This is a genomic window from Sciscionella marina DSM 45152, assembly GCF_000379465.1.
Classification (GTDB): Bacteria; Actinomycetota; Actinomycetes; order Mycobacteriales; family Pseudonocardiaceae; genus Sciscionella; species Sciscionella marina.
The window spans coordinates 557817-582791 of record NZ_KB905403.1; the positions used below are offsets into that span (position 1 = coordinate 557817).

Below are 24975 nucleotides of genomic sequence, written 5' to 3' on the forward strand. Positions count from 1 at the left end.
GCAACCGGTACATTTCGAGGCCGGAACGGTAAGCAACCGGCGCAGCATCGTGGAGAATCGTGTGACACCGGCCTTCGAACCCTTGGATGCCGCGGTACTCGAGCTGATCGCGGAGGATCCGCGAGCCGGCGTGCGGGAATACGCGCGGCGACTGGGCATCGCGCGGGCCACCGTGCAGGCCCGGATCGACAAGCTGGTGCGGACCGGCGTGCTGGCCAGCTGGCAGCCGCAGATCGACGCCTCCGCCATGGGATTCGGTGGCATGGCCTACGTCCGGCTCCATCTCTCCCAGGGCAAGCTCGACACGACCATCGAAGGGCTGGCCGCGATTCCTGAAGTCATCGAGGTGAACGCGATCGCCGGAGATGCGGATCTGCTGTGCCGGGTCGTGGCGAAGGACAACGCCGGACTCGAGGAAGTGCTCCAGCGGATCATCGCGGTCGACGGCGTGGAGCGGTCCTCGACCGAGGTCGTGCTGAGTCGCCGGCTGCAACCCCGGGTCGAGCCGTTGATCGCCAAGCTGCACGAGGAACTTCGGCGGGGTCTTTCCTAGGCGCGAACCGGGGCAGCGTGCACACCCGCGCGGACCGAGGTTCGTGCGCCGTGGCCGAAGCGGATACGGGCCGCCGGTTCATAGCATCGAGCGGTCCGTTGCGATTCCGGTCTCCGTATGACAGGAGTTTCCCATGGCGCACCCCGTTCGCAGCCGACTCGGTGTGCTGCTCGGCAGCACCACACCGCCCGAGCAGATCGGTGCGCAGGCCCATGCGGCGGAATCCGCGGGCTACGGCGAACTGTGGATCCCGGAGGACTACTTCTTCCTCGGTGGGGTCGCCGGTGCCGCGCTCGCCCTCGGCAGCACGGCGCGGATTCCGGTCGGGATCGGCGTGGTGTCCTCGGTCGTCCGGCATCCGGCGCTGTTGGCCATGGAGATCGGCACCCTCGCCCGTGCCTATCCGGGCAGGCTCATTCCCGGGATCGGGCACGGTGTGCCCGGCTGGACCGCGCAGATGGGGTTGACCCAGCGGTCGCCGATGAGTGCGCTGCGCGAGACGCTGACCGGGGTCCGGGAGCTGCTTTCCGGGAAGACGGTGGACGAGGACGGCCGGTTCGCCACCTTCCGGCAGATCGCGATCACGCATCCGGTTCCGGACCGGGTACCGCTGTACACCGGGGTGCTCGGGGACAAGGGACTCGAACTGACCGGCCGGCTCGCCGACGGGCTGCTGGTCAGCGCGCTCGCTCCGGTCGAGTACGTGCGTGCCGCGCGGGAGAAGCTCGACGCGGCGGCAAAGGCGGCCGGACGCGAGCAGCGCCCCGGGATCAGCGTGCTCGCGGCGGCCAACATCACCAGGGACCCGGACCGGATCGCGGCGGCCCGTGCGGCGCTCCGGCCCGTGCTGGCCTTCTACCTCGCCGCGACCGGGCCGACCGCGCTGTTCGGTGCGGTCGGGGTCAACGAACAGCTCGCGGACATGCTCGCCAGGGGCGGCGCGGAGACGGTGGCCGCGGAGATGCCCGAGGAATGGCTCGACGTGTTTGGCATCGTCGGCGATCAGGACAGTGCCAGGGCGCGCATCGGGGAGTACCTCGATGCCGGTGCGGACAGCGTTGTGCTCGCCACCGTCGTCCCGGACGGGGCCGAAGAAACCCTGGCCGCCACCGGTGAACTGACCGCGGAATTCACCCACTGAAACACCAGTGAGCACCGAAAGGAAACTCCCATGAGCAGTGACCTCGAACAGATTCTCGATGTGCACAACGGTTGGTACGAAGCCAATATCGGTCTGGTCGCCGAGAAGATGCTGGCGTATTTCCCGGTCGGGGACGGATACCACCAGTTCAATCTCAACGGCCACACCTACCACGGCGTGCTGGACAAACACCGGTTGTGGGTCAACTCCGCGAAGATCGGGCTGACCATCGCCGGGATCAAGGACACCGTCGGTCCGGACGTTCAGCTTTTCGGGGATGTCGCGCTGCTCACCGCCGAAGGCGTGGCCGATCTCGTCATGTCCGGGGGAGCCGATCCGGTGCCGACCCCGTTCCGTACCACCGAATTCTTTCGCCGTGACGATGGCGAGCAGAATCCGGAATGGCGGATCTGGCACATGCACGTGAGCGTGACCGATCAGCAGATGCCCAAGTACGGGACGGAATGAGCATGGCGCCGGACCGGGTGCGTATCGCGGGCGATGCGGGACCGCTGTCGGTACTGTGCGCAGGCATGGACCGGCCGGGGACCCCGCTCGTACTGCTGCATCCCATCAACTCCGCCGCCGTGGTGTGGGCCGAGGTCGCGGCCGGTATCGACCGGCCGGTGCTGGCCGTGGACCTGCGCGGGCACGGTGAATCGGTGCTGATCGGTCCGTTCACCGTGGCAGAGGGATATGTGCCGGATGTGCGCGCCGTGCTCGATCAGCTCGGGCTGGCGCGAGCCCATTTCGGCGGCGGTTCCCTCGGTGGCACCATCTCGGTCGCCCTGGCAGCCCTTGCCCCGCAACGGGTCGCGAGCATCACCGCGTTCGGGTCCACGCTGGGCACCGGTGTTCCGGACGAGGCGATCGCGACGATGGTGGCCGAGCTCGAAGACAAGGGCACGGCCGGATATTTCGCCGATCAGGTACGCTTGATCGTCGGCCCGGCGTACCGGGAATCCGCGCACATCCGCACGGTCATGGCCGAAGCCGTCGGCCATCGCCCGGAAAACGTGGTCGCGCAGATCCTGTACGGCGCCTTCGGAGCCGATATCCGGGCACTCGCGGGAAATCTCTCGGGTTCCGGTATCCCGGTACGCGCGGTGACCGGATCCGCGGACCCGACCTGCCCGCCCGCGATGTCCGCGGAGCTGGCCGAGGTCACCGGCGGCACCGCGATGACCCTGACCGGAGTCGGCCACCTGCCGATGCTCGAGGAACCGGAGCGGGTCACGGAAATCCTGCGGGAGAACATCGCGCGAGCCGAGGACGTGAATCGGTGACCTATTCGATCGTCGCGCGCGATCCGGCCACCGGTCAGCTCGGAGTCGGTGCGCAGACCCACTTCTTCGGTGTCGGCGCGCTGTTGCCCTGGGTCGAAGCGGGGGTCGGCGCGGTCGCCACTCAGGCGTTCGTGAACGTCGATCACGGTGCGCGCGGACTGGAGTTGTTGCGGGCCGGGGCTTCCGCATCGTCCACAGTGGACACATTGGTGGCCGGTGACCCGGATTCGGCGTATCGCCAGCTGGGCGTGGTCGATGCCGCGGGCTCGGCCGGCACGCACACGGGAACCTCCTGCGCCCCGTGCGTCGCGGCGGCGCGCGGCGCTCAGGTCACGGTGCAGGGGAACATGCTCGCCGATCCGGATGTGTGCGCCGCCGCGCTGCGTGCCTTCGAGGCCGATGAGGGCGATCTCGCGGACCGGATCCTCGCCGGGCTCCGGGCCGCGGAGGCCGCAGGGGGCGATGTGCGCGGTTCGCAGTCGGCGGCCCTGCGCGTGGTGTCCGGGCACCGTGGCCCGGCACCGTGGAACGAGGTGCTCACCGATCTGCGGGTGGATGATCACCCAGATCCGGTCGCCGAGGTCGCCCGGTTGCTGCCGCGGTCCCGGGCGTTCGGCGTGGTCGGTTCGGTGATGTTCGCCCGTGGACTGACCCTCGGCCCGTTCGCCGGGATCGGGCCGGGTGAACTGGACGAACGGCTGCGTGCGCTCGCCGATGCCGCGGAGGTCATCGGGCCGGACAACCGGGAGGCCGATTTCTGGCGCGCGGTGCTGCTCGCCCGCGCCGGGCGGACAGCCGCGGCGGCCGAGCTGTTCGCGGAGGTCACCGCGAACCGCGCGGAACTGTTGCGGTTCGCCGAAAACCTTGCCCCGCTCGGTTTTCTCGACGAGGAAGCGCTCGCCGCGCTCACCGGACACGCCAGGAGGGACCCATGAGCGCCGATGCGGCGGCCGCGGTGCGCGCGGACCGGGTGACCGAACTCGCCGCCGAGCTGGTCCGGTGCGACACCAGGAATCCGCCCGGCGGGGAATGGCCGGTGGTGGAACCACTGCGGGCCGTGCTGCGTGAGCTGGGTGCCGAGTTGACGATCGTCGAACCCGAACCGGGGCGGCCTTCGGTACTCGCCCGGCTCGGGTCCGGGGACCGGCCCACCCTGCTGGTCAACGGGCACACCGACGTGGTTCCGGTCGTGGCCGGGGACTGGTCGCTGCCGCCGTTCGCCGGGCAGGTGCGAGACGGGCTGCTCTACGGTCGCGGCGCCTGCGATATGAAAGGCGGGATCGCCGCGGCGCTGGAGGGGATGCGGGCCTGCCGGGATGCCGGGGTGTCGCCGCCTGCCGATATCGCGTTCCACTTCGTGGCCGATGAGGAGACCGGTGGCCAGGCCGGGACCGAGGCACTGGTCGCGGCCGGGCTCGCGGACGCGGACGCCGCCATCGTCCCGGAACCCAGCGAGCTGCGGGTGAGTGTCGCCGAACGGGGTGCGCTGCTGGTGGAGATCCTGGTGCGGGGCCGCGCGGCGCACGGCAGCGATCCCGCGGCGGGGCATTCCGCTGTGGCCGACGCCGCGCGAATCGCATCCGCGTTGCACGAGGCCGATTTCGGGGCCGGGGAGCATCCGTTCCTCGGCACGCCGACCGCGAACGTCGGCACGATCTCCGGTGGCACCGCGGTCAACATCGTGGCCGCCGAATGCCGGCTGCGGGTCGATCGCCGGGTGCTGCCCGGGCAGACCCGGCAGCAGGCGCTCGCCTCGCTGACCGCGGTGATCGAGGCCGCCGGTGTGTTCGACTACGCCGTGACCGTGCTCGCTTTCGCCGAGGGCTCCGAACTCGATGCCGCGCACCCGTTCGTCACCGAGGTGCGGCAGGCCGCGGAGCACGCGCCGGTACGCGGCCTGTACCTCGGCACCGATGCCCGGTTCCTGCGCAATCGGCTCGGCATTCCCTCCGTGGTGTACGGGCCGGGTTCGATGAGTGTCGCGCACGCCGCCGACGAGTACGTGCCGATCGCCGAACTGGCCACGGCCGCGCGCACCTTCGCCAGGCTGTATGCGAGTTTCCGCGGCGCAGATGGCGGCCGTGCCGGGTAGGGTTCCGGGATGGAACAGGTCGCCGAGGAATGCGTCGAGGACGTGGTCCGCGGGGCACTGCATTTCGGCAGTGGTGGTGGCGGTGATCCCTATCTCGGGCAGCAACTGGTGGTCGCGGCGATCCGGCGGCACGGTCCGATCCGGCTGCTGAGCCCGGAGACGCTGGCCCCGGACACACCGGTGCTCCCGGTGGTTTCCGGGGGAACCCCGGTGGCGCTGACCGAGAAGGTGCACGGCACGCTCGAAGCGCGAACCCTGCGTTCGGTGGTGGAAGCACGGATCGGCCGGGAGTGCGCGGCGGTTCTTCCGGTGCAGCTCGGCAGCGTGAACGTGGCCGTCGCGCTGGCGGTGGCGGCCGAACTCGGCCTGCCGTGCCTGGATACCGATCTGATGCGGCGCACCTGGCCCTCGATCGACATGACCTTGCTGCGCCTGTTCGGGTATTCCGCCGCGCCGATCACCGTGGTCGGCGGGGCGGGGGTGGTCGCGGAGTTCAGCCGGGGCGCGGACGCGGTGCTCGGCGGGCTGCTCCGCGCTGTCATGCCCGGCCTCGGCCTCGTCGCCCTGATCAGCGCGTACCAGGTGACTGCCGGGGACTGTGCCCGGTTCCACGCGGGTGGGTCGATCAGCGACTGTGCCCGGATCGGTGCGGCACTCGCGGAGGTGGCACCGGCTCAGGAAGCAGGGTTCGAACCGTATCTGCGTGCCTGTGGCGGACGGCTGGTGTGCTCGGGAACGGTCGCCGAACTCGTGCAGCGCTATGGCGAGGGCTGGCCGCGTGGCGTCGTCTCGCTGCGCACCCCGGAAGGCCTGGTGCGCCTGGATTTCCAGAACGAGAACCTGATCGTCAGCCGGGAAGGCGCGGTGCTGGCCACGGTGCCGGACCTGATCGGCATCGCCGACTCGGACACCGGTGCCCTCCAGCAGACCGTCGATCTCGTCACCGGGCAGGAGGTGCGGGTGATCACCGGCCCGGTCGATCACCGCTGGCATACCCCGGAAGGCCTGACGATGGTGGGACCGCGGGCCTTCGGCTACCCCGTCGACGCGGTCCGGTTCGATGGTGCCGTCTCGGCGGGCCAGGGACGATCGGCGGAGCAGGGACGATCGGCGGAACGGGGATGAGCGGGCTCCGCGTCGGCGTGGACGCCACCGCGGCGGTGGCGCTCGACGAGCACGACCGGATCCGCGCGGTGCGGCACGGCGACACCCCGGCGCGGATGCTCGAGCAGCTGCTCACCCGGGACATCGAGGCCGCGGTGATCGACCGGGTCGTGGCGATCCTGCCCGATCCCGAGCCCGCGGAACTGAAGGCGGGGGCACGCGTGGCGGTGCTGCGCATCGGTGCCCCCGCGACGACCGCGATCCCGCCACTGGCCGCCTGGCCCGCTCGCGAACTCGCGATGCTGGCGGGACCGGTGACGGTGGTGCGTGGCGGGCACGAGTACGACGGGCGGGTCTCGGCACCACTGGATCTGGCCGCGGTGACCGAATTCGCGCACGGCTGCGCGGGAATCGCCGGTGCCGTCGCGGTCGCGGGCGTGCACGGCCTGGAGTACCCGGAGCACGAACGGCTGGCGGCGGCCCTGCTCGCCGAGCAGCTGAGCGTGCCGGTGATCCGTGGCGGCGAAACCGAGGCGCTCGGGCTGCTGGAACGGGAGAACACCGCCGTCCTCGATGCCGCCATGACCGCCGCGGTCGATGCCCGGATCGGGGAACTCACCGCCGTTCTCAGTGCACGGCAGCCGAACGCGGAGCTCTTCGTCCTCCGTGGGGACGGGACGGTACTGCCCGCCCATCGGGCACGGCGTCACGCCACGGCGCTGATCGGTGCCGCCCGGGCCGCCGCGCTGCACGGTGCGGTCCGGCTGGCGGGAACGGCTTCGGCCGTCGTCGTCGAGGCGCGCTCCGATGCCGCCGTAGTGGGCCGCGTCCGGGGCGGATTGCTGCCCGGAGCGGGGCGGTTGCGGGAGATCGCCGGTATCCGGACCGGAGTGCGCACGCCCCGGCCGGTCGTGGTTTCCCGGCGCCAGGCGGGTTTCCCGGATCGGTTCGGCGCCGCGCTCGCCCGGATGCGGGCCGGGCACGATGAGCTTCCGGTGGTGGTTCTCGGTGACCTCGCCGACGAGATCGCGGGGGTTCCGGTCATTCGGCCACCGGACGGCGAACTCGCGGCGGTGCTCGGTGCCGCGACCGCCGAGGCGGCGGGTTCGGTCGACCGGATCTTCTGGCAGGGCGCGGGGGACCGGCAGGAGAGCGCGAACCGGGCCAGGCGGTTGGCGCGCGATGCCGCGGTGCGTGCCGGTGCGGATCCGCGCACGCTTCGCGAGACACCGGTACGCGCGGCCCTGACGACCTACGTCCCCGTCCCCGCGGCGCGCCTGCAGGTGACCGCGATCGGGGCGTTGCTGCAACCGGCTCCGGTGACGCCATGAACTCCGTCCCGATCACCCTCGGCCAGCTTCTGGAACTCGGCCTGCTGCCGGAGCACGAGGTGCTCGGCGGGGCGAGCGGACTGCACCGGCCGGTCCGGGTCGTGGTCGGCTCGGACGTGCACGAGATCCCCGAGCTCGCCCCGGGAAGCGTCGCGGTGTTCGGCAGGGAACAGCTCGTCCTCGACGACCTCGCGGTGGATCTCGCGGTCCGGCTGGCAGGCAGCGCCGGTCTCTCCGGCATCATCGCCGCGCACCCGCACCGGCGGATTCCGTTCGTCACCACTCGGCTCGCCGATCGGCTGGCCCTGCCGCTCATCGGCGTGCCGGACATCGCTCCTGCGGCGGTCGTGACCGCGTTCGATCCGTATGTCCGTGCCCCCGAGATCGCCGGGCTGAAGGTGCTCGGCGAGGTGGCCCGCCGATTCCAGCGTCCACCGGCGGACGCGCAGGCGCTGGTGTCCTCGCTGACCGCGGCCGTGGGTGAACCGGTGGCCCTCGTCGATGCGGAATCCCGCCTTCTCGCCGGTGATCCGGCGGTGCACGCCCTGCTCGACGGTGCGGCGGTGCGGCTCGGTGAACGGCATCCGGTCGCCGCGACGACCGGGACCGATGACGAAGGCCTGCTGCTGCATCCGGTGCAGGCCGATCCGAGCGGGCCCGCGGTCTGCTGGATCGTGGTGCGCCGGCCGCGATTCGGGACCGGGGTGCTGCTCGAACCGGTCCGGAACGCGATCGCGATCGCCGCGCTGTCCTTCGCGCTGCACGTGGCCGGTGAGGCGGTCCGGACGGAACGCGAACACCGGCGCCGTTCCCTGCTGCTGAACGAGATCCTCGAACAACCGGAGGAGCTGGGCAGCCGGAGCGTCGAGCGGGCGACCGCGCTCGGCTGGCGGCTCGCCGGATGGCACACCGCGGTGCAGGTGCAGGTCTCGGCGCTGCCCGCAGCCGTCCGGGTTTCCGCGCTCGGCAGCGAACTCGAGGAACGGCTCACCGAGCACGGGATGCCGGTGACACCGGTGGAGCGCGCCGAGGGCTGGATGTTCTGGACGACGAGCGAGGCAGCCGCTGACCCGGCCGATCCCGGACCGCTGATCGGGTGGATCGTGCGGACCCTGGCCGCCATCGAGGCGGAGCACCCGGGGCTGCGGCTGTGCGCGGGCATCGGCGGCGCGCATCCGGGCGCGGCGGGCATCGGCCGCTCCGCCGAACAGGCGCGCCAGGCCGCCCTGCTCGCGCGCACCGCGCACCGCCCGGCGGCCGTGGAACACATCGACGCGGCCAGCACCCGGCGGTTGCTCGCGGGCTGGTACGGCACGGCCGCGCTGCGCGGGGCGACCGCCGAACTGCTCGCCCCACTCGATGCCGCCGACCCGTCCGGCGCACTGGTCCGCACCCTGCGCTGCTATCTCGACTGCCAGTCCTCGGCGAAGGCCGCCGGGGAGGTGCTCGGGATCCATCGCAACACCGTCATGCAGCGGATGGACCGGATCGCCGAGCTGTTGCCCGCCGACCTCGGGGACCCAGACGACCGGCTGGCCGTGCACCTGGCCACCCGCGCTGTCGGCGTGGAATGGGACGAGTCCTGACCGGTTCCGGTGGTTGCCCGGATTCGATGGTTGCGCAGCGCCCTGCCGGGCATCGAGGACAGGGCGCTGCGCCCACTGACGGGCACCGGATCCGTATCTAGCCTCGTGTGCCATGACGGTCGTGGACAACCGGAGGGATCACTCCCCGGCACCGATCCAGGAGGGGCAGCCTCGCCTGTCCCGCCTGGTCGGGGCCCGGCGTGGCTGGTTCGCGGTACTGGCCACGGCGGCGGGCCTGGAGCGGCCACTGGCCGGAGCGGTGATCTGGGATCCCACTCAGCCGCTGCGTCGGCACCAGGTGGTCCTGCTGACCGCGGCCCGCCCCTCGCGTGCCGAGCTCGCCGAGGCGGCGCTGGCCGGTGAGCGGGCCGAAGCCGCCGCGATCGTGCTGCGCGACGGTTGTCTGCCGGGGGATTTCGATGTCACCGCGGCCGGGATCCCGGTGCTGGCGGTACATGCCGGGGTCGGCTGGGAGGAACTGGGCGCACTGGTTCACTCGCTGGTGTCCCGCCACAGGCTTGGCGTCCCGGATTCGGTATCCACCGCGAGCGGGTTGTACGAACTCGCCGACAGCGCGGCGCTCGCCTTGGCGGGTGCCGTGGTGCTCACCGATGCCGCGCTGCGGGTGCTCGCCTTCGGCCGCGAGGGCGGGGCCGAGGAGGTCACCGAGGAACCGGTTCTCACCCGCCGGGTCTGCGGGGACGAACTCGCCGCCGTCCGGAAACTGCACGGCATCGCCTGGATCGGGCAGCGGCTGGTCGCACCGATCGAGGCGGCGCACCGCGTGGTCGGATACGTGCTGCTGACTCCCGGACCGGACACTCCCGGCTTCGCGGAGCGCGTGCTCGGCGATGTTTCTGCTGCGGCGGCCGCCTGGTTCCCGGACGCCGGTGCCGGACCCGACGCCGAGGACGAGGTCCGGGCCGAGCTGCTGCGCGGGCTGCTGGCCGGAAAGGGGTCACTGGAGGCACTGACCGAGCGGTTACCTGCCCGGCGCCGGGCGTGGTATCTGCTCGCCCTCGGCACGTATGGCCCGGAGTCCGCCTTCCCGTCGGAACGGGAACCGCCGCTGGCGCGCTGTGCCCGGATGCTGAATCCGGAAACGATCACCGTCATCCACGATTCCGTCGCCTATGTGTTGTTCACCGGTGCCGGTGATCCCGGTGCGTTCGCCGAGCAACTGCGCGGGCGTGCCGCGCGGTTGTCCGGTGTTCCGGTGGTCGCCTGCCTGACGGCGGCGGTGACCGCGGCCGAAGAGATCCGCGCCGAACGTGAACCGCTACGGCATGCCGTTGCCGTGCTGGCCGCGCGGCGCACGCCGACCACCGCGCCACTCGCCGAGCTCCGCCCGGACATCCTGATCGCCGAGCTCGCCGGTCTGGTCGCCGAGCATCCCGGACTGTTGAGCGGTCCCGTCGACATCCTGCGGCGCGGCGGGTCCCGGCGCGGTGCCGAATACCTGGACACCCTGCTGAGCTGGTTCGACGCTGGTTGTGACGTGACAAGGGCGGCCGCCGCGTTGCGGGTGCACCGGAACACGTTCCGGTATCGCTTACAGCGCATCGAAAAACTCTGCGCCCTTGATCTGGAGGATGCCGTGCAGCGATTCACCCTCGAACTCCAGGTGCGATTACTTGTGCTGCGCGGCGGCTGGTGAGCCGTCCGTCGGCGTCGACGTCCAGCTGGCGAGCAGGTTGATGGCTTTGCGGGAGGGGGAGCCGGGTTCGGTGGTGTAGATGTAGAGGGTCGTGTCCGGGTCGCCGGGAGGCGTGAGGCTTTCGTATTCGACGGTCAGTTCGCCGACCAGTGGGTGGTGCAGGTGTTTCGAGCCGTGGGTGCGCTGGTGGACCCGGTGCTGTTCCCACCATTCGCCGAATTCGGGACTGTGTTCGCGGAGCTCGGCGATGAGTTCGGCGGTCGCGCGGTCATCCGGGTCCCGGCCGACTTCGAACCGCAGGCTTTCGACGGCGGCTCTCGCCTGGTCCGGCCAGTCCACGAACAGCGATCGGGCGTCCTGGTCGAGGAGCATCCAGCGGGCGTAGTTGCGCCGTACCGCGGGCATCCGGTCGAAGTCGGCGAACAGTGCCTTGGCCATCCGGTTGGCGGCCAGGATGTCGGTGCGGCGGCCGAGGACGAGCACGGGTTCCCCGTCGAGGGCGTCGAGCAGCTGATGGATCCCCGGGCGTACCCGTTGCACACCACGGGATTGCCTGCGCGTGGTCGCCGAGCTCGGCCCGATGAGGTCGTCCAGATGGGCGCGCCCCGCGGCATCGAGTTCGAGGGCCCTGCCGATCGCTTCCACGACCGCGGGCGAGGGGGTGATGGGCCTGCCCTGTTCGAGCCGGGCGTAGTAGTCCGCGGACACGCCCGCCAGCCGGGCGACTTCCTCACGGCGCAGTCCCGGGACCCGGCGCACCCGTCCGTCCGGTGGTAGTCCGGCCCGGGACGGATCGACAACGGCGCGGGCCCGGCGGAGGAAGTCGGCGAGTTCGCGATTGGTGACCACGGAACCCATTGTCGCCGATCTCGCCGCCCGGTGGCTGGACCTGTGCGACCTGGGTCGCCCCGTCCTGGGTTGCCCCGTCCTGGGTCGCCCCGTCCTGGGTTGCCGGGTCCGAGCCCGCACAGGGCGCGAGATGGGCCCCCGGAACCCTCTGTTCGACGGCAGGCTCGAGGCATACCGGCGCCGGTAGGCGCGACCGGTGAATCGTCAGCAAAGGATCGAATTCGTGAGCAAAGTCTTGATCGTCATGTCCGCTGCCAGCACCTGGGAGCGCACCGATGGTTCCTCGTACCCGACCGGCTACTGGGCCGAGGAACTCGCCGCACCGCACAAGGAGTTCGCCGAAGCCGGGTTCACCGTCGATTTCGCCTCCCCGGGCGGAGTGTTGCAGCCACTGGATGCGCACAGTGCCGATCCGGAACTCGCCGGGCCGGACTGCGCGAGCCACGTCGAGCACGCCGCGGAAGCACTGCGGAGCTTCGGGCCGTTGCTCGAGCTCGAGGAGATCGACATCGCCGACTATGTGGCGGTGGTGCTTCCGGGCGGACACGGCCCGGTGGTGGACCTCTACCAGGACGCGCATCTCGGCCGCCTGCTCGCCGCGGCCGAGGCAGGCGGAAAGCTCATCGGCGCGGTCTGCCACGGACCCGCGGGCCTGTTGTCCGCGGTGGACGAGGAAGGGAAATGGCTGTTCGCCGGGCGGGAACTGGCGGCGTTCACCGATGAGGAGGAGCAGCTGTTCGGTACCGCCGAGGGTGCGCCGTGGCTGCTCGCCGGCAGGCTGCGTGAGCTGGGCGCGAAGCACTCCAGTGGCCCGGCCTACGAGGCGTTCACCGTCCGGGACCGGAACCTGTTCACCGGGCAGAACCCCGCGTCGAGCGCTCCGATGGCCGAGGCGATGGTGGCTGCCCTGACCTGATCGGTCTCGGCTGTTTCCGCGGGACTCCTATCCAGCACCGTGATCAATCCAGACTGTGATCAATCCAGGAAGGAGCGTGAACGCTGTGGCCATGTCCCCCTCGGTCGCCGACATCCTCGCAAGTGTGCAGCATGGCGTGCTCATCGGCGGCAGCTGGCGACCGGCACCGAGCGGATCCGCACTCGAGACCGCCCCGGCCGACCCGGCCGGAGTTGACGAATCCGGCCCGCGCCATGGTTTGTCGGCCGCGTGGTTATTCAGCGGTAGGAGCGCACGAAGACGGTGCGGACTCTGGCGGTGACATAGAGCAGGTAACCGACGACGAGTACGGCGAGCAGGAACCCGCCCACGGTGGTGGGAAAGGCGCTGCTGTCGGGGTCGAGGAAGCTGCCGTAGAGCCCGGGATCGGCGATGAGGAAGTACACCAGGTAGGCGAGCGGGAACACGACCCAGCTCAGCGGCTGCCACCAGGCGCAGTTGCCCTGGTTGCGCCCGACCAGGATCCAGTCGAGCAGCACCACGAGCGGGGTGACGATGTGTTCGAACACGGACCAGAGCTGGTCGTAGTCGCCGCCCATCAGCCCGGCGTAGACCGCGGCCACGAGCAGCAGGAGGACCGTCGTGGCACCGCGCGGCCACGGGTTGCGTGGTTCGCGGCCACCGGTGCACAGCGGATAGGCGGCCAGGCCGAGATAGACCAGCGCGGTGAGCAGGCTGGCCTGCTGGCTCAGCCCCGGAATCGCGTTCGCGAACCCGGAAAGCTGGACCGCGGCGATGAATCCGGTGAGTGCGCAGGCCACGATGAGTAGCCGCCACAGGATCACTGCGAGCATGGCAAGAGTGTGCCCGATTCGGGGGAAGTGTGGGCGATCAGGGCGAAAATACCGGTAGCGTGCCCGTTCGGTCGCGGTGACCGTCGATGATCTCGGTCAGCGTGCGGACCGCCGCGGCCCACTGTGCGTCGTCGAGCCCCATGCTGACGGTGATCCGCAGCCGGGAGATCCCGTCCGGTACCGAGGGCGGGCGGAAGCAGCCGACCCGGAGCCCCGCGGCGCGGGCATGGGACTGGGCGGTGAGGGCGGCCTGGGGGGACCGCATCGGCACCGAGACCACGGCGCCCGCGGGCCGCGGTACCGCGAGCAGATCGGCCAGTTCGGCGCTCCGTTCGTGAATCCGCGCGGGCAGATCCGGACTATGGCGCAGGATGCGCAGGGCGGTCAACGCTCCGGCCACCGGGGCCGGGGCGAGGCCGGTGTCGAAGATGAACGGGCGCGCCCGGTTGATCAGGTGGTCGATCAGGGCGCCGGGCCCCAGTACCGATCCGCCCATGGCGCCGAGCGACTTGGACAGTGTCGCGGTCATGATCACGTGCGGATGCCCGGCCAGTCCCGCGCGGTGCACGAGTCCCCGGCCGCCGTCGCCGAGCACGCCGAGCCCGTGCGCCTCGTCGACGAGCAGCAGCGCACCCGCTTCGGCGCAGGCGGCCGCGAGTTCGGTCAGCGGCGCGGTGTCCCCGAGGACGGAGAACACCGATTCGGTCAGCACGAGCGTGCGGCGGTCCCCGGCCTCGGCGAGCGCTGCCCGGACGGCGTCGAGGTCGTTGTGGGCCACCACTTCGATCCGCGCCCGGGAAAGCCGTGCGGCGTCGATCAGCGAGGCATGGATGTGCGCGTCCGAGATGATCACCGTGTCCCGGTCCGCCAGTGCGGTCACCGCGGAGAGATTGGCGTGGTATCCCGTCGAACAGACCAGCGCCGCCTCGTGCCCGGTGAATCCGGCGAGTTCGCGCTCCAGTTCGGTGTGCCCCGCGGTGGTTCCGGTGACCAGCCGGGAGGCGCCCGCGCCCGCACCCCAGTCCAGTGCCGCCTCGGCCGCGCCGCGGCGTACTTCGGGATGACCGTTCATGCCGAGGTAGTCGTTGCCCGCGAGGTCCAGGAGCTCCTCCCCGAGCTCGCGCGGCCGCAGAATACGTTGCAGGCCCGCGGCTTCCCGTGCGCTGCGTTGCTCGGCGAACCAATCCGCCCAGGCGCTCATCCTGCCTCCGCGGCGGCCACGATCCCGGCACAGAGTGCGGCGATGTCCGCATCGGTGCACACATACGGCGGCATCGTGTAGATCAGGTCCCGGAACGGGCGCAGCCACACTCCCTCGGACAGTGCCGCCTCGGTGGCCGCGGCGACATCGACCTCGTGGTCCAGTTGCACCACGCCGACCGAGCCCAGCACGCGGACATCCACCGCCGGAATCTCGTGCAGTGTCTGCAAACCCGCGTTGATCCGGCGCACATCGGCCAGCCAGTCCCCGGTGGCGAGCAGATCCAGGCTCGCGGAGGCGATCGCGCACGCCAGCGGATTGCCCATGAAAGTGGGCCCGTGCATCAGCACGCCGGACTCGCTCGCGGAAAGCCCACGGGCGACCTCGCTCGTGCACAGGGTCGCGGCCAGCGAAAGGTAGCCACCGGTGAGCGCTTTGCCGAGGCAGAGCACATCCGGGAACACCCCGCCTTCCTCGGTGGCGAACAGAGTGCCGGTGCGGCCGAAACCGGTGGCGATCTCGTCGAACACCAGCACCAGCCCGTGTTCGTCGGCGACCTCGCGGAACACCGTGAGGCACTTCGCGGGGTAGGGGCGCATTCCGCCCGCGCCCTGCAGCAGTGGTTCCACGATCAGCCCGGCCAGCCGGTCCGCGTGTTCGGCGGCGAGCGCGCGAAAATCCTCCGCCCACCCGGTGATGTCCTCGCCGAGTGCGGGCGGGCGGTCACCGAAAACCTGTTGGGGAAGGAGCCCGGACCACATCGTGTGCATTCCGCCATCGGGGTCGCACACGCTCATCGGGTTGACGGTGTCGCCGTGATAACCGCCGCGCACGGTCAGGAATCCGGTGCGCCCGGGACGGCCGGTGCCGCGCTGGTACTGCAGCGCCATCTTCATCGCGACCTCGATGCTCACCGATCCGGAGTCGGCGAGGAACACGTGCTCCAGCCCGGCCGGGGTGAGCTCGACGAGGCGCCGGGCCAGTTCGACGGCCGGTTCATGGGTGAGGCCGCCGAACATCACATGCGACATCCGGTCGAGCTGGCGATGGGCCGCTTCGTCCAGCACGGGGTGCCGGTACCCGTGAATCGCCGACCACCAGGAGGCCATGCCGTCGACGACGGGACCGTGGCCCTCGATGCTGATCCGGCTGCCCGAGGTCGCGGTGACCAGCCGGGCCGGTGCCGGATCGGTCATCGAGGCGTAGGGATGCCACACGTGCTCGCGGTCGAAGGCGAGCAGTTGCTCGGGTGTCATGCGTTCGGGAGGACGTCGGTGCCCGCGCCGCGCCGCCGGATCGAGGGGTCGGGTACCGCCGGGGAAACGGCCTGCTGTTCGCGCTCCTCCGGGGAACCGAGGACGACGAAACCGTTGTCCCGGATCATTTCCAGATCTGCCTCGGCGGCCTGGCCCTCCGAGGTGAGGTAGTCCCCGAGGAAGATCGAGTTCGCCACGTGCAGTGCGAGCGGTTGCAGCGAACGCAGGTGCAGTTCCCGGCCGCCCGCGATGCGAACCTCCTTGTCCGGGCACACGAAACGCGCCAGCACCAGGATCTTCATGCACCGCGCCGGGGAGAGCTCCCTGGTGTGCTGGAGCGGGGTTCCGTCGAACGGGATCAGGAAGTTCACCGGGATCGAGTCGGAGTCCAGTGCCTTGAGCGCGAACAGTGCCTCGACCAGTTGCTCATCGGTCTCGCCGAGTCCGGCGATGAATCCCGAACACGGGGAGAGGCCGCCGTGTTTGGCTTTCTCCACGGTGTCCACCCGGTCCGCGTAGGTGTGGGTCTGGACGATGTTCTCGTGGTTGCTCTCGGCGGTGTTGATGTTGTGGTTGTAGGCGTCCACCCCGGCATCCTTGAGCCGCTCGGCCTGATTCTCGGAGAGCAGCCCAAGGCAGGCGCACACCTCGACATCCGGGTTCTCCCGTTTGAGCGCTTCCACCATCTCGGAGACCCGGCCGATGTCCCGGTTGGAGGGACCGCGCCCGGAGGCGACGAGGCACACCCGGCTGGCGCCACCGGCGAGGCCCGCTCCGGCCTGGGCGAGGGTTTCCTCCTCGGAGAGCCAGGAGTACTTGAGGATGGGTGCCTGGGAACCGAGCGCCTGGGAGCAGTAGTTGCAGTTCTCCGGACACAGCCCCGATTTCAGGTTCACCAGGTAGTTGACCTTCACCGTGTTGCCGAAGTGCGCCCGGCGCAATCGGCTCGCGGCGGCGACGAGGGGCAGCAGCTCGGCGTCCTCGGTGCGCAAGATTGCGAGGGCCTCGTCCGGCGTGGTGGGAGTCCCGTCGAGAATGGTGTCGGCGAGCTGCTCGAACGTGGAACGCATTGCTTCTCCTGTGTCGAGTCGGCCTTGCAACCTGAACGTTGTTCAGGTGAACAGCGTTCAGGTTAAACTGGACGGTTCCATCGGTCAACAGGAGGAGCCAGGGTGCGCTACCACCGGGAGGATGTCGTGCGCAAAGCGATCGAGGTGCTCGACGAGTACGGGCTGGAATCGCTCACGATGCGGAGGCTGGCCACCGAACTGGGGGTGCAACCGAGCGCGCTGTACCACCACGTGCCGAACAAACAGACGCTGCTCGCCGCGATCGCCGACGAGATCGTGGCCCGCGGCAGGCGCACCCAGCGGGCCGGCGAATGGGACCGGCGGGTGGTCGAGATCTGCGCCGAGCTCCGGGATGCGATGCTGGCCTATCGGGACGGGGCCGAAGTGGTGGTCACGGCCTACACCTTCGGTCTCGGTGCGGTGGAACCGGCGAGCAGGCTGCGCGAGGTGCTGCGGGAAAGCGGCCTGCCTGCCGGTCAGGTCGAGATCGGTACCCGGGCGTTGCTGCACGTGGTGTTCGGGCACACCGCGGAGGAACAGGTGGCGCTGCAGGCGGCCAGTGCCGGGGCGATCGAACGGGAACCACAGGGGGCGGACGATTTCGAGCACGAGCTCGGGCTGATCGTGGCGGGACTGCGCGCCACCGTCCACCGGTGAACGGGTTCACTGGTACACGGTGAGCCGGACTCCTTCGGCGATCCGGTACGGGCGGGTGTCCACGATGGTGCCCAGCAGCTTGCGCAGCCGGGACACCTCGGCACGCACCGTCACCACATGATCGGCGTCGCCGAACAGCGCCCGGCTCAGCGCTTCGGCGGACAGCCCGTCCCGTCCCGCCCGGTGCAGGGCGACCAGGGTCTCGGCGTGACGCCGGGTGATCGTCCGCCGCCATCCGGAATCCTCGGCACGCACCCGCAGTAGTGGTGTCGCCGAAAGTTCGAGATCCAGGAACAGGTTCCGGCCGGGGCCGACCGGGCGGATCAGCCAGCCATCGGCCAACCGCTCCGGCAGGCAGGCACCAAGCCCGGGAACGGCGAGGGCATGGCCCTGCCGGGGTGCGGCCACCCGATCCTGGGGCGCGATCCCCGAGCTGTGCGCGACCCAGCCGTGCTCGTCGGCGACGACGGCGGGTCCCGGAGAACCGGCCAGCATCGGCTCGGCGGCCTGCCGCAGCCGGTCCAGCCGCTGCTGGTGCGAACGCCAGAGCTGGGCTTCGGCGAGCCGGCACCCGGTCTCGACCAGTGCCCCGATCGCCGGATGCAGGGTCAGCGCCGGACCGCTGACGTCCACGATGCCGAGCAGCTCCCCGGTGCGCGGATCGTGCACCGGGGAGGCGGAGCAATACCACGGGTGCTGGCCCTGTTCGAAGTGTTCCCCGGCGAGGAGCTCGACCGGGGCCGCCTCGGCAAGGGCGGTGCCGATCGCGTTCGTGCCCACCTTCGCCTCGGTCCAGTCCGTGCCCTCGATGAACCCGAGAGCATCCGCGCGGCGGCGGACCGCCGTGGTGCCCGCGCGCCAGAGGATGATGCCCTCGGCATCGGTCACCACGAGCAGCATGTGGGCCGCGTCCGAGGTGGCGCCGATGCTCTGGCCGAGCCCGTCCACCACCTCGTGCAGCGGGGAACCCTGTCGCCGCTGCGCGAGTTCTTGTTCGGCAACGGAATCACGGGCATTGATGCGGTCCGCGGTGAGACCGAGCCGCAGCATCCGGGACCAGGACTGGGAGACGATCTCGCGCGGGCGTACGGGCGGGCGACCGCCGCCGAGCACGGCCTCGTGCATCCGGACGAGTTCGCGCGCGTGACTCGGCAGGTTCCGTCCCGGAGGGATCGCACTGCGCACGTGCATCACCTCCCGCACCATCGCGGCAGCGGTCCCAGCATAGGTGAGCCCGGGTGCCCCCGCCATGGGCAATTCGCGTGCAACTCGCTGCAACCCTTGTCCGCGCCTGCCGAGCGGAGTGTGATCGGCGCTATAGCACCGACACCGTTCGTAGGAGCTCCGATGACGCAAATGCAGGACAAGGTGGCGCCTTCCGCGCAGTCGCGTGTCGACGACTGGCTCGGCCGGTTCGAGGCGGCACTGGCGGCGCGCGATATCGATGCCGCGGCCGCGCTGTTCGCCGTGGACAGCTTCTGGCGGGATCTGGTGGCCTTCACCTGGAACCTCAAGACCGTCGAAGGACGCGACGGGGCCTCCGGGCTGCTCGCGGCCTGCCTCGACAGCATCGATCCGTCCGGCTTCCGCACCAGTGAACCGCCGACCGAGGCCGATGGGGTGCTCGAGGCTTGGATCGAGTTCGAGACCGCGACCGGCCGGGGGAAAGGGCATCTGCGCCTGAAAGCGGAAGGTGCCTGGACACTGCTGACCAGCCTGCGCGAGCTCAAGGACTTCCCGGAACCGCGGGCCGAGCTGCGGCCCAAAGGCGCGCGGCACGGCGCGGTCGCCGGGCGCCTGTCCTGGGCCGAGGAACTGGAACTGGAACAGGACCGGCTCGGTCGCCGGGACCAGCCGTTCGTCGTCGTGATCGGTGGCGGGCAGGGCGGAATCGCGCTCGGCGCCCGGCTTCGGCAGCTCGGCGTACCCGCGCTGGTGGTGGAGCGCAACGCGCGCGCCGGTGATTCCTGGCGCAACCGGTACAAGAGCCTGTGCCTGCACGATCCGGTCTGGTACGACCACCTGCCCTACCTGCCGTTTCCGGAGAACTGGCCGGTTTTCGCGCCGAAGGACAAGATCGCGGACTGGCTGGAGATGTACACGCGCGTGATGGAAGTGCCGTACTGGACCAGTTCCGAGGTCACCTCCGCCGCCTACGACGAAGAGACCGGGTACTGGTCGGTCACCGTGCGCCGCGACGGCGAGGAGATCCTGCTCCGGCCGCGCCACCTCGTGTTCGCCACCGGAATGTCCGGCAAACCCAACCTGCCCTCGTTCCCCGGGATGGACGAATTCGCGGGCGAGCAGCACCACTCCTCCCGGCATCCGGGACCGGACGCGTACCGGGGCAAAAAGGCCGTGGTGATCGGTTCCAACAACTCGGCACACGACATCTGCGCCGCACTGTGGGAGCACGACGCCGAGGTCACCATGGTGCAGCGATCCTCGACGCACATCGTCAAATCCGATTCACTGATGGAGTTCGGCCTCGGTGATCTGTACTCCGAACGCGCCGTGCGGTCCGGAATGACGACCGAGAAAGCCGATATGGCCTTCGCCTCTCTCCCCTATCGGATCATGCCCGAATTCCAGATACCGATCTACCAGAAAATCCGGGAACACGACGCCGAATTCTACGAGCGGCTCGCCAAAGCCGGATTCCAGCACGACTGGGGCGACGATGGATCCGGACTGTTCCTGAAATACCTGCGGCGCGGCTCCGGCTACTACATCGACGTCGGTGCCGCCGACCTCGTCGCGAACGGCGAGATCCGACTCGCCCACGGCCAGGTCGACCACCTCACCCGCGACTCCGTCATCCTCGGCGACGGCACCGAACTGCCTGCCGACCTCGTCGTGTACGCCACCGGATACGGCTCCATGAACGGCTGGGTCGCCGATCTGTGCGGCCAGGCCATGGCCGACCGCGTCGGCAAATGCTGGGGCCTGGGATCCGAGACCACCAAAGACCCCGGGCCATGGGAAGGCGAACAGCGCAACATGTGGAAACCCACCCAGCAACCGGGATTATGGTTCCACGGCGGAAACCTGCACCAGTCCCGGCACTACTCGCTGTACCTCGCCCTCCAGTTGAAAGCGCGCTACGAAGGGATTCCCACTCCGGTCTACGGGCTGCAGGAGGTACACCACCTGTCCTGAACACGCGCCTCAGGAATGGCTGCGATCGAGCCCGGTGTGTACATTTCCGGCAAGCGGTGGCGTGCGCAATGAGGACAACCTCGTCGTCGGGGATCCGGCCGGTGCCACGTCCCCGCAGTCCATCCCGCACGAGCCGAATGTGGTCAGCCGATGAGGATCACCGAAGCCGAAGTCATCGTCTGTTCTCCCGGGCGGAATTTCGTGACGTCGAAGATCACCACGGACGACGGCGTGAGCGGCATCGGTGATGCGACGCTCAACGGCCGGGAACTCGCGGTGACCGGTTATCTGACCGGGCACATCGTGCCGCTGCTGATCGGCCGGGACGCCGCAGCGATCGAGGACACCTGGCAGTACCTGTATCACGGTGCCTACTGGCGGCGGGGACCGGTGACCATGTCGGCCCTTTCCGCGGTCGACATGGCGTTGCGGGACATCACGGGAAAGGAGCTCGGGGCTCCCGTGCACCAGCTGCTGGGTGGCCCGAGCCGGGAGGCAGTGCTCGTGTACGGGCACGCGTCGAGGATCTGCTCGAACAGGAGATCGTTCCGCACCTTCCCGCGGTCGACGCGGACGCATCCGCTTATGCCGCCACGGTACTGCGCCGGTTCGCGAACCCCGAGGTGCCCTACTCCCTCGCCAAACCGGGTGCCGATGGGAGCCAGAAGATCCGGCAACGACTCGCGCCGACGGCCGTGGCGGCGCTGGAGCAGGGCCACCCACCGAACCGGGTCGCGGCGGTTCTCGCTTCCTGGATTCGCTGGGTCACCCACTGCGCGCACTGGAACAGCCGGACCGGCTGGTGGATCCGCATTCCGCGACCCTGCCGGAAATCGTTCGCACACACCGTGGCGCGAGCGCCGCGCTCCGCATCCTGGACACGATTCCCGTGGTACCGAACGGCTGTCGAGCGATACGAGGTTTCGGGCGAGCGTGGCTTCGCAGGTTCAGGACGCGACACGGTAAACGGGAGATCGCCCGGTAGGTCAACGCCGATGTCCGGGTGCGCTTTCCTCCGGCCCGGGTGGTGACAGCGCGGGGAACCAGATGTCGCCGAGTGTCCTGGCAGGGTCGAGCTGCGAGCTGATCGTGCCCTGCAGCCTCCAGCGCACGAAGAATCGTTCGAGCTGGCTGACCAGCAGCTCGATGCGCAGACAGGCTTCCGCGTGCCGATCCTCGCCCCAGCGTCGCAGGTAATCGGGCATGGCGGCGGGCAGGTCGTCGATGGCGCGCTTGGCAATCGGTCTGAACGCCGGTTCGAGGGCGACGGCTTCGTCCCAGGCCGGCAGAATCGCTTGGTTGGACTCGAACCATTCCAGTGCCCGCCGTACCCAGTCGTCGAACGCGGTGCGGGAACCCGAGGTCAGCACGGCGTCGAGATCCTGGTAGACGGTCCGTGCGCGCTGGGCCATCGTTTCGGCGCCGATTTTGTGCAGCACGTCCGGCTTGTCGGCGAAGTGCAGGTAGAACGTCGCCCGGGAGCAGCCGACGGCGGCGGCGATATCGTCCACGGTGACCGCGGCGTAGCCCCGTTCGACGAACTGGCGTTTGGCGCTTTCCAGCAGCTCACGCCGGGTGCGTTGTTTCTGTTGCTGGCGCAGTGTGGTTCTGGCCTCCCCGCCCTGCTTGCCCACCCTGACCTCCCGGGTCTCGTCCGCGCAGCCTCACCCTCGGCGAGTATACATTCGCGCACTCACTAGACATCGCGTCAGTGAAATGGCACGGTGAGTCCACCCGCACCAAAGAGAGGTTGGGCGATGGTCGCACCACCGGCGGTCTGCATCATCGGAGCCGGTTGTTCGGGTTTCACGACCGCGAAACGGCTCCATGACTTCGGTATCCCGTTCGACTGCTTCGAGGAATCGGACGATGTCGGCGGAAACTGGTATTTCGGCAACCCGAACCGGCGCTCGGCGTGCTATGAATCGCTGCACATCGACACGTCCACCTCGCGGTTGCAGTTCGAGGACTATCCGGCGGGCGAGGGCTGGCCCCATTTTCCCCATCACACGCTGATTCACCAGTACTTCCGCGACTACGTGGACCATTTCGGCCTGCGCGAGAAGATCACGTTCAACACGCGAGTGGAACGAGCGGTCCGGGACGAATCCGGGCGCTGGGCCGTCACGCTGGACACCGGGCAGACGCGCTGTTATGACGCGCTCGTGGTCGCGAACGGGCACCACTGGAATCCGAATATTCCCGAATACGCAGGCGAATTTCACGGCCCGGTGTTGCACAGCCACGAGTACCGCAGCCCGTTCGAACCGGTCGACATGCACGGGAAACGGGTCGTGGTGGTCGGCATGGGGAACTCCGGGCTGGACATCGCTTCGGAACTGGCGCAGCGCACCGTGGCCGACCACGTGTGGGTATCGGCGCGCCGCGGTGTCTGGGTGCTCTCGAAATACCGCAACGGCAAACCGGCCGACAAAATGATGATGCCACCGTGGATGCCGAAAAAGCTCGGCCTCGCGCTTTCCAGGCGGGCGATCAAGAAAACGCTCGGCCACATGAGTGCGTACGGCCTTCCCGAACCGGATCACGAGCCGCTTTCGGCGCACCCCTCGGTGAGTATCGATTTCCTCGCACGGGCGGGTTCCGGTGATCTGACCTGTGTTCCGGAGATCGAACGGTTGGACGCGGACGCCGTGGTCTGTGCCGATGGCCGGCGTATTCCGGCCGATGTGCTCGTACTGGCGACGGGATACCGCATCAGTTTTCCGTTCTTCACCGACCCGGAGCTGCAACCGGACGGGCAGCATCGGTTTCCGTTGTTCAAGCGGATCCTCAAACCCGGAATCGACAATCTCTACTATGCCGGACTGGCGCAGGCATCCCCGACGATCGTCAACCTCGCCGAACGGCAGAGTAAGCTGATCGCCCGGCATCTGGCCGGCGAATACGCGTTACCATCCGAGCGGGAAATGCGGGAAATGCTCGCCCGCGATGAGCGTAAGCATCTCGGGCAGTACTACGACACTCCGCGGCACACGATCCAGGTGGATTTCGCGCGCTATGTCAAGGATCTGGACAAGGAGATCGAAGCGGGTGTCCGGCGCGCCCGATCGACCACGGGGGCCCGGTGACCGTGGCGGGCGTGTGCGCACCCCGTTTCGCGGGTGTGCACGCATTGTTGGCGCACCGGCTCGCCAGCGGTGCGGAGGCGGGCGCGTCGATCTGCGTCATCCAGAATGAGCAGACCGTGGTGGATTTGTGGGGCGGTACCGCCGATCCGGGCACCGGCACGCCATGGACGCGGGACACCCTGGTCAACACCTACTCGCTGACCAAGACCATGACGGCATTGGTGGCACTCAAGCTCATCGACGAGGGGTTGCTGGATCCCGGGGCGCCGGTGGCACGGTACTGGCCGGAGTTCGGCGGTGCGGGCAAGCGCGGAGTGCTCGTACGGCACGTGCTCGGTCACACTTCGGGTGTCTGCGGTTGGGAACGCGCGGTCACCCTGGAGGATCTCTACGACACGAGCCGGGCCGCGGCGCTGCTTGCCGGGCAGGAACCGTGGTGGTCTCCCGGTGTGGGTTCCGGTTATCAGGTGATCAGCCACGGGCATCTCCTCGGCGAACTCGCCCGGCGGATCACCGGGTGCAGCCTCGGAGCCTTGCTCGGCGAACAGTTCTCGGCCGTGCGGGAAGCGGACTACTGGCTCGGTGCCCCGGAGAGCATCGACGACCGGGTCGCGACGCTGATACCGCCATCCCGACCGGTGACCGATCGCGCGGCAGTGGATCCGCACAGCATCGCGGTGCGCACCATGACCAATCCGCTGATCCGCACCGATGTGACGACCACCAGGGCCTTCCTCGCGGCGGAACTCGGCGGTTTCAACGGTCAGGGCAATGCGCGGTCGGTGGCCAGGCTGCAGTCGATCATCTCGCACGGTGGCCGGTTCGGGGGGCGGCGTTATCTGCGCGCGGAAACGGTGGACCGTATCTTCGCCGTGCAGGCCGACGGCGTGGACCGGGTGCTCGGCGCGCACCTGCGCTTCGGCCTGGGATACGCCCTGCCGAGCCCGCATGCGATGCCGGTGCTTCCGGACGCACGGATCTGCTGGTGGACCGGTTACGGCGGATCCGTGGTGGTCAACGATCTCGACCGGCGTCTGACCATCGCGTACGTCATGAACAGGATGGAACCGAGGCTGGTCGGCGCCGAAAATGGCCGTGCCTATCTGGAGGCGGTCTACGCGGCACTGGAGGGCTCCGGCCGATGAGCCGGGACGGCGGGCACTCTTGACGGCCGGGGCGGCGCGGGATCCGGCGG

General features: G+C 69.5%; 23 protein-coding genes and 1 pseudogene. 17 read left to right on the forward strand and 7 right to left on the reverse strand.

All coding sequences use genetic code 11. The features are described from left to right. The first annotated feature begins 61 nt into the window (after nt 1-61). The 10 genes from A37U_RS0127380 (at nt 62) to A37U_RS0127425 (ending at nt 10750) form a co-directional block, all read left to right on the forward strand. Nucleotides 62-553: an Lrp/AsnC family transcriptional regulator gene (locus tag A37U_RS0127380; protein ID WP_020499871.1), complete on the forward strand. Its 492-nt coding sequence runs from the start codon at nt 62-64 to the stop codon at nt 551-553. A gap of 133 nt (nt 554-686) precedes the next feature. Beyond that, entirely contained in the window at nt 687-1694 is a 1008-nt protein-coding gene (locus A37U_RS0127385) for an LLM class flavin-dependent oxidoreductase (RefSeq protein WP_020499872.1), read from the forward strand. Between the two features lie 30 nt (nt 1695-1724). Then, on the forward strand, nt 1725-2162 hold the full coding sequence (locus A37U_RS0127390; RefSeq protein WP_020499873.1) for a nuclear transport factor 2 family protein: 438 nt from the start codon (nt 1725-1727) through the stop codon (nt 2160-2162). Between the two features lie 2 nt (nt 2163-2164). Further along, the gene (locus A37U_RS0127395; RefSeq protein WP_205623028.1) at nt 2165-2980 is read left to right on the forward strand and encodes an alpha/beta fold hydrolase; all 816 of its coding nucleotides are present in this window, start codon (nt 2165-2167) and stop codon (nt 2978-2980) included. Next, on the forward strand, nt 2977-3915 hold the full coding sequence (locus A37U_RS0127400) for a DUF1028 domain-containing protein (RefSeq protein WP_020499875.1): 939 nt from the start codon (nt 2977-2979) through the stop codon (nt 3913-3915). The genes A37U_RS0127395 and A37U_RS0127400 overlap by 4 nt, the downstream gene beginning before the upstream one ends. Continuing rightward, nucleotides 3912-5072: a M20 family metallopeptidase gene (locus A37U_RS0127405; RefSeq protein ID WP_020499876.1), complete on the forward strand. Its 1161-nt coding sequence runs from the start codon at nt 3912-3914 to the stop codon at nt 5070-5072. The genes A37U_RS0127400 and A37U_RS0127405 overlap by 4 nt, the downstream gene beginning before the upstream one ends. Nucleotides 5073-5081: 9 nt before the next feature. Further along, the gene (locus A37U_RS0127410) at nt 5082-6197 is read left to right on the forward strand and encodes a DUF917 domain-containing protein (RefSeq protein WP_020499877.1); all 1116 of its coding nucleotides are present in this window, start codon (nt 5082-5084) and stop codon (nt 6195-6197) included. Next, a complete protein-coding gene (locus tag A37U_RS0127415; protein WP_020499878.1) occupies nt 6194-7507 on the forward strand; it encodes a hydantoinase/oxoprolinase N-terminal domain-containing protein in 1314 nt (437 codons plus the stop codon). Before A37U_RS0127410 ends, A37U_RS0127415 begins: the two co-directional genes overlap by 4 nt. Next, nucleotides 7504-9093 carry a helix-turn-helix domain-containing protein gene (locus tag A37U_RS0127420; RefSeq protein ID WP_020499879.1) on the forward strand — a complete coding sequence of 530 codons (1590 nt, stop codon included), beginning with the start codon at nt 7504-7506 and terminating at the stop codon, nt 9091-9093. The genes A37U_RS0127415 and A37U_RS0127420 overlap by 4 nt, the downstream gene beginning before the upstream one ends. Nucleotides 9094-9205: 112 nt before the next feature. After that, entirely contained in the window at nt 9206-10750 is a 1545-nt protein-coding gene (locus A37U_RS0127425) for a PucR family transcriptional regulator (protein ID WP_020499880.1), read from the forward strand. Here A37U_RS0127425 and A37U_RS0127430 read toward each other — a convergent pair. Next, the gene (locus tag A37U_RS0127430) at nt 10724-11608 is read right to left on the reverse strand and encodes a helix-turn-helix transcriptional regulator (RefSeq protein WP_020499881.1); all 885 of its coding nucleotides are present in this window, start codon (nt 11606-11608) and stop codon (nt 10724-10726) included. The genes A37U_RS0127425 and A37U_RS0127430 overlap by 27 nt on opposite strands. Before the next feature lie 214 nt (nt 11609-11822). Between A37U_RS0127430 and A37U_RS0127435 the strand changes: the two genes are divergently transcribed. After that, nucleotides 11823-12515 (forward strand): type 1 glutamine amidotransferase domain-containing protein, encoded by a 693-nt coding sequence (locus A37U_RS0127435; protein WP_026197659.1) that lies wholly within the window; start codon nt 11823-11825, stop codon nt 12513-12515. Nucleotides 12516-12772: 257 nt separating this feature from the next. On the opposite strand, the gene A37U_RS0127440 is transcribed toward A37U_RS0127435, so the two are convergent. Genes A37U_RS0127440 through bioB form a run of 4 tightly spaced genes read right to left on the reverse strand, consistent with a single transcriptional unit; the run spans nt 12773 to nt 16875 of the window. Further along, nucleotides 12773-13348 carry a hypothetical protein gene (locus A37U_RS0127440; protein ID WP_020499883.1) on the reverse strand — a complete coding sequence of 192 codons (576 nt, stop codon included), beginning with the start codon at nt 13346-13348 and terminating at the stop codon, nt 12773-12775. A gap of 37 nt (nt 13349-13385) precedes the next feature. Further along, on the reverse strand, nt 13386-14549 hold the full coding sequence (locus A37U_RS0127445; RefSeq protein WP_020499884.1) for an 8-amino-7-oxononanoate synthase: 1164 nt from the start codon (nt 14547-14549) through the stop codon (nt 13386-13388). Continuing rightward, on the reverse strand, nt 14546-15805 hold the full coding sequence (locus A37U_RS0127450) for an adenosylmethionine--8-amino-7-oxononanoate transaminase (protein ID WP_020499885.1): 1260 nt from the start codon (nt 15803-15805) through the stop codon (nt 14546-14548). The genes A37U_RS0127445 and A37U_RS0127450 overlap by 4 nt, the downstream gene beginning before the upstream one ends. After that, nucleotides 15802-16875: a biotin synthase BioB gene (bioB, locus tag A37U_RS0127455; RefSeq protein WP_020499886.1), complete on the reverse strand. Its 1074-nt coding sequence runs from the start codon at nt 16873-16875 to the stop codon at nt 15802-15804. The genes A37U_RS0127450 and bioB overlap by 4 nt, the downstream gene beginning before the upstream one ends. A 102-nt stretch (nt 16876-16977) precedes the next feature. On the opposite strand from bioB, the gene A37U_RS0127460 reads away from it, so the two are divergent. Further along, nucleotides 16978-17532 (forward strand): TetR/AcrR family transcriptional regulator C-terminal domain-containing protein, encoded by a 555-nt coding sequence (locus A37U_RS0127460; protein ID WP_020499887.1) that lies wholly within the window; start codon nt 16978-16980, stop codon nt 17530-17532. A 6-nt stretch (nt 17533-17538) separates the two neighbouring features. Here the strand turns inward: A37U_RS0127460 and A37U_RS0127465 are convergent, their stop codons facing one another. After that, nucleotides 17539-18723 (reverse strand): GAF domain-containing protein, encoded by a 1185-nt coding sequence (locus tag A37U_RS0127465; protein WP_026197661.1) that lies wholly within the window; start codon nt 18721-18723, stop codon nt 17539-17541. 156 nt (nt 18724-18879) lie between these two features. Here A37U_RS0127465 and A37U_RS0127470 point away from each other — a divergent pair, with 156 nt between their 5' ends. The 3 genes and pseudogenes from A37U_RS0127470 to A37U_RS55065 all read left to right on the forward strand — a co-directional run bounded on the left by A37U_RS0127470 (nt 18880) and on the right by A37U_RS55065 (nt 21722). After that, the gene (locus tag A37U_RS0127470; RefSeq protein ID WP_026197662.1) at nt 18880-20691 is read left to right on the forward strand and encodes a flavin-containing monooxygenase; all 1812 of its coding nucleotides are present in this window, start codon (nt 18880-18882) and stop codon (nt 20689-20691) included. Between the two features lie 150 nt (nt 20692-20841). Next, nucleotides 20842-21213, forward strand: a pseudogene (locus A37U_RS53940) (bifunctional D-altronate/D-mannonate dehydratase); the annotation flags it as partial. Nucleotides 21214-21233: 20 nt separating this feature from the next. Continuing rightward, complete coding sequence (locus A37U_RS55065) at nt 21234-21722, forward strand: mannitol dehydrogenase family protein (protein WP_420806267.1); 489 nt, start codon at nt 21234-21236, stop codon at nt 21720-21722. Here the strand turns inward: A37U_RS55065 and A37U_RS0127485 are convergent. Beyond that, entirely contained in the window at nt 21678-22325 is a 648-nt protein-coding gene (locus A37U_RS0127485) for a TetR/AcrR family transcriptional regulator (RefSeq protein WP_020499890.1), read from the reverse strand. The two genes, A37U_RS55065 and A37U_RS0127485, sit on opposite strands and share 45 nt — an antisense overlap. 123 nt (nt 22326-22448) lie before the next feature. Between A37U_RS0127485 and A37U_RS0127490 the strand changes: the two genes are divergently transcribed. Both A37U_RS0127490 and A37U_RS0127495 read left to right on the forward strand, forming a co-directional pair. Then, a complete protein-coding gene (locus A37U_RS0127490; RefSeq protein WP_020499891.1) occupies nt 22449-23780 on the forward strand; it encodes a flavin-containing monooxygenase in 1332 nt (443 codons plus the stop codon). An 11-nt stretch (nt 23781-23791) separates the two neighbouring features. Next, the gene (locus A37U_RS0127495; protein WP_240437684.1) at nt 23792-24925 is read left to right on the forward strand and encodes a serine hydrolase domain-containing protein; all 1134 of its coding nucleotides are present in this window, start codon (nt 23792-23794) and stop codon (nt 24923-24925) included. Nucleotides 24926-24975 lie beyond the last annotated feature (50 nt).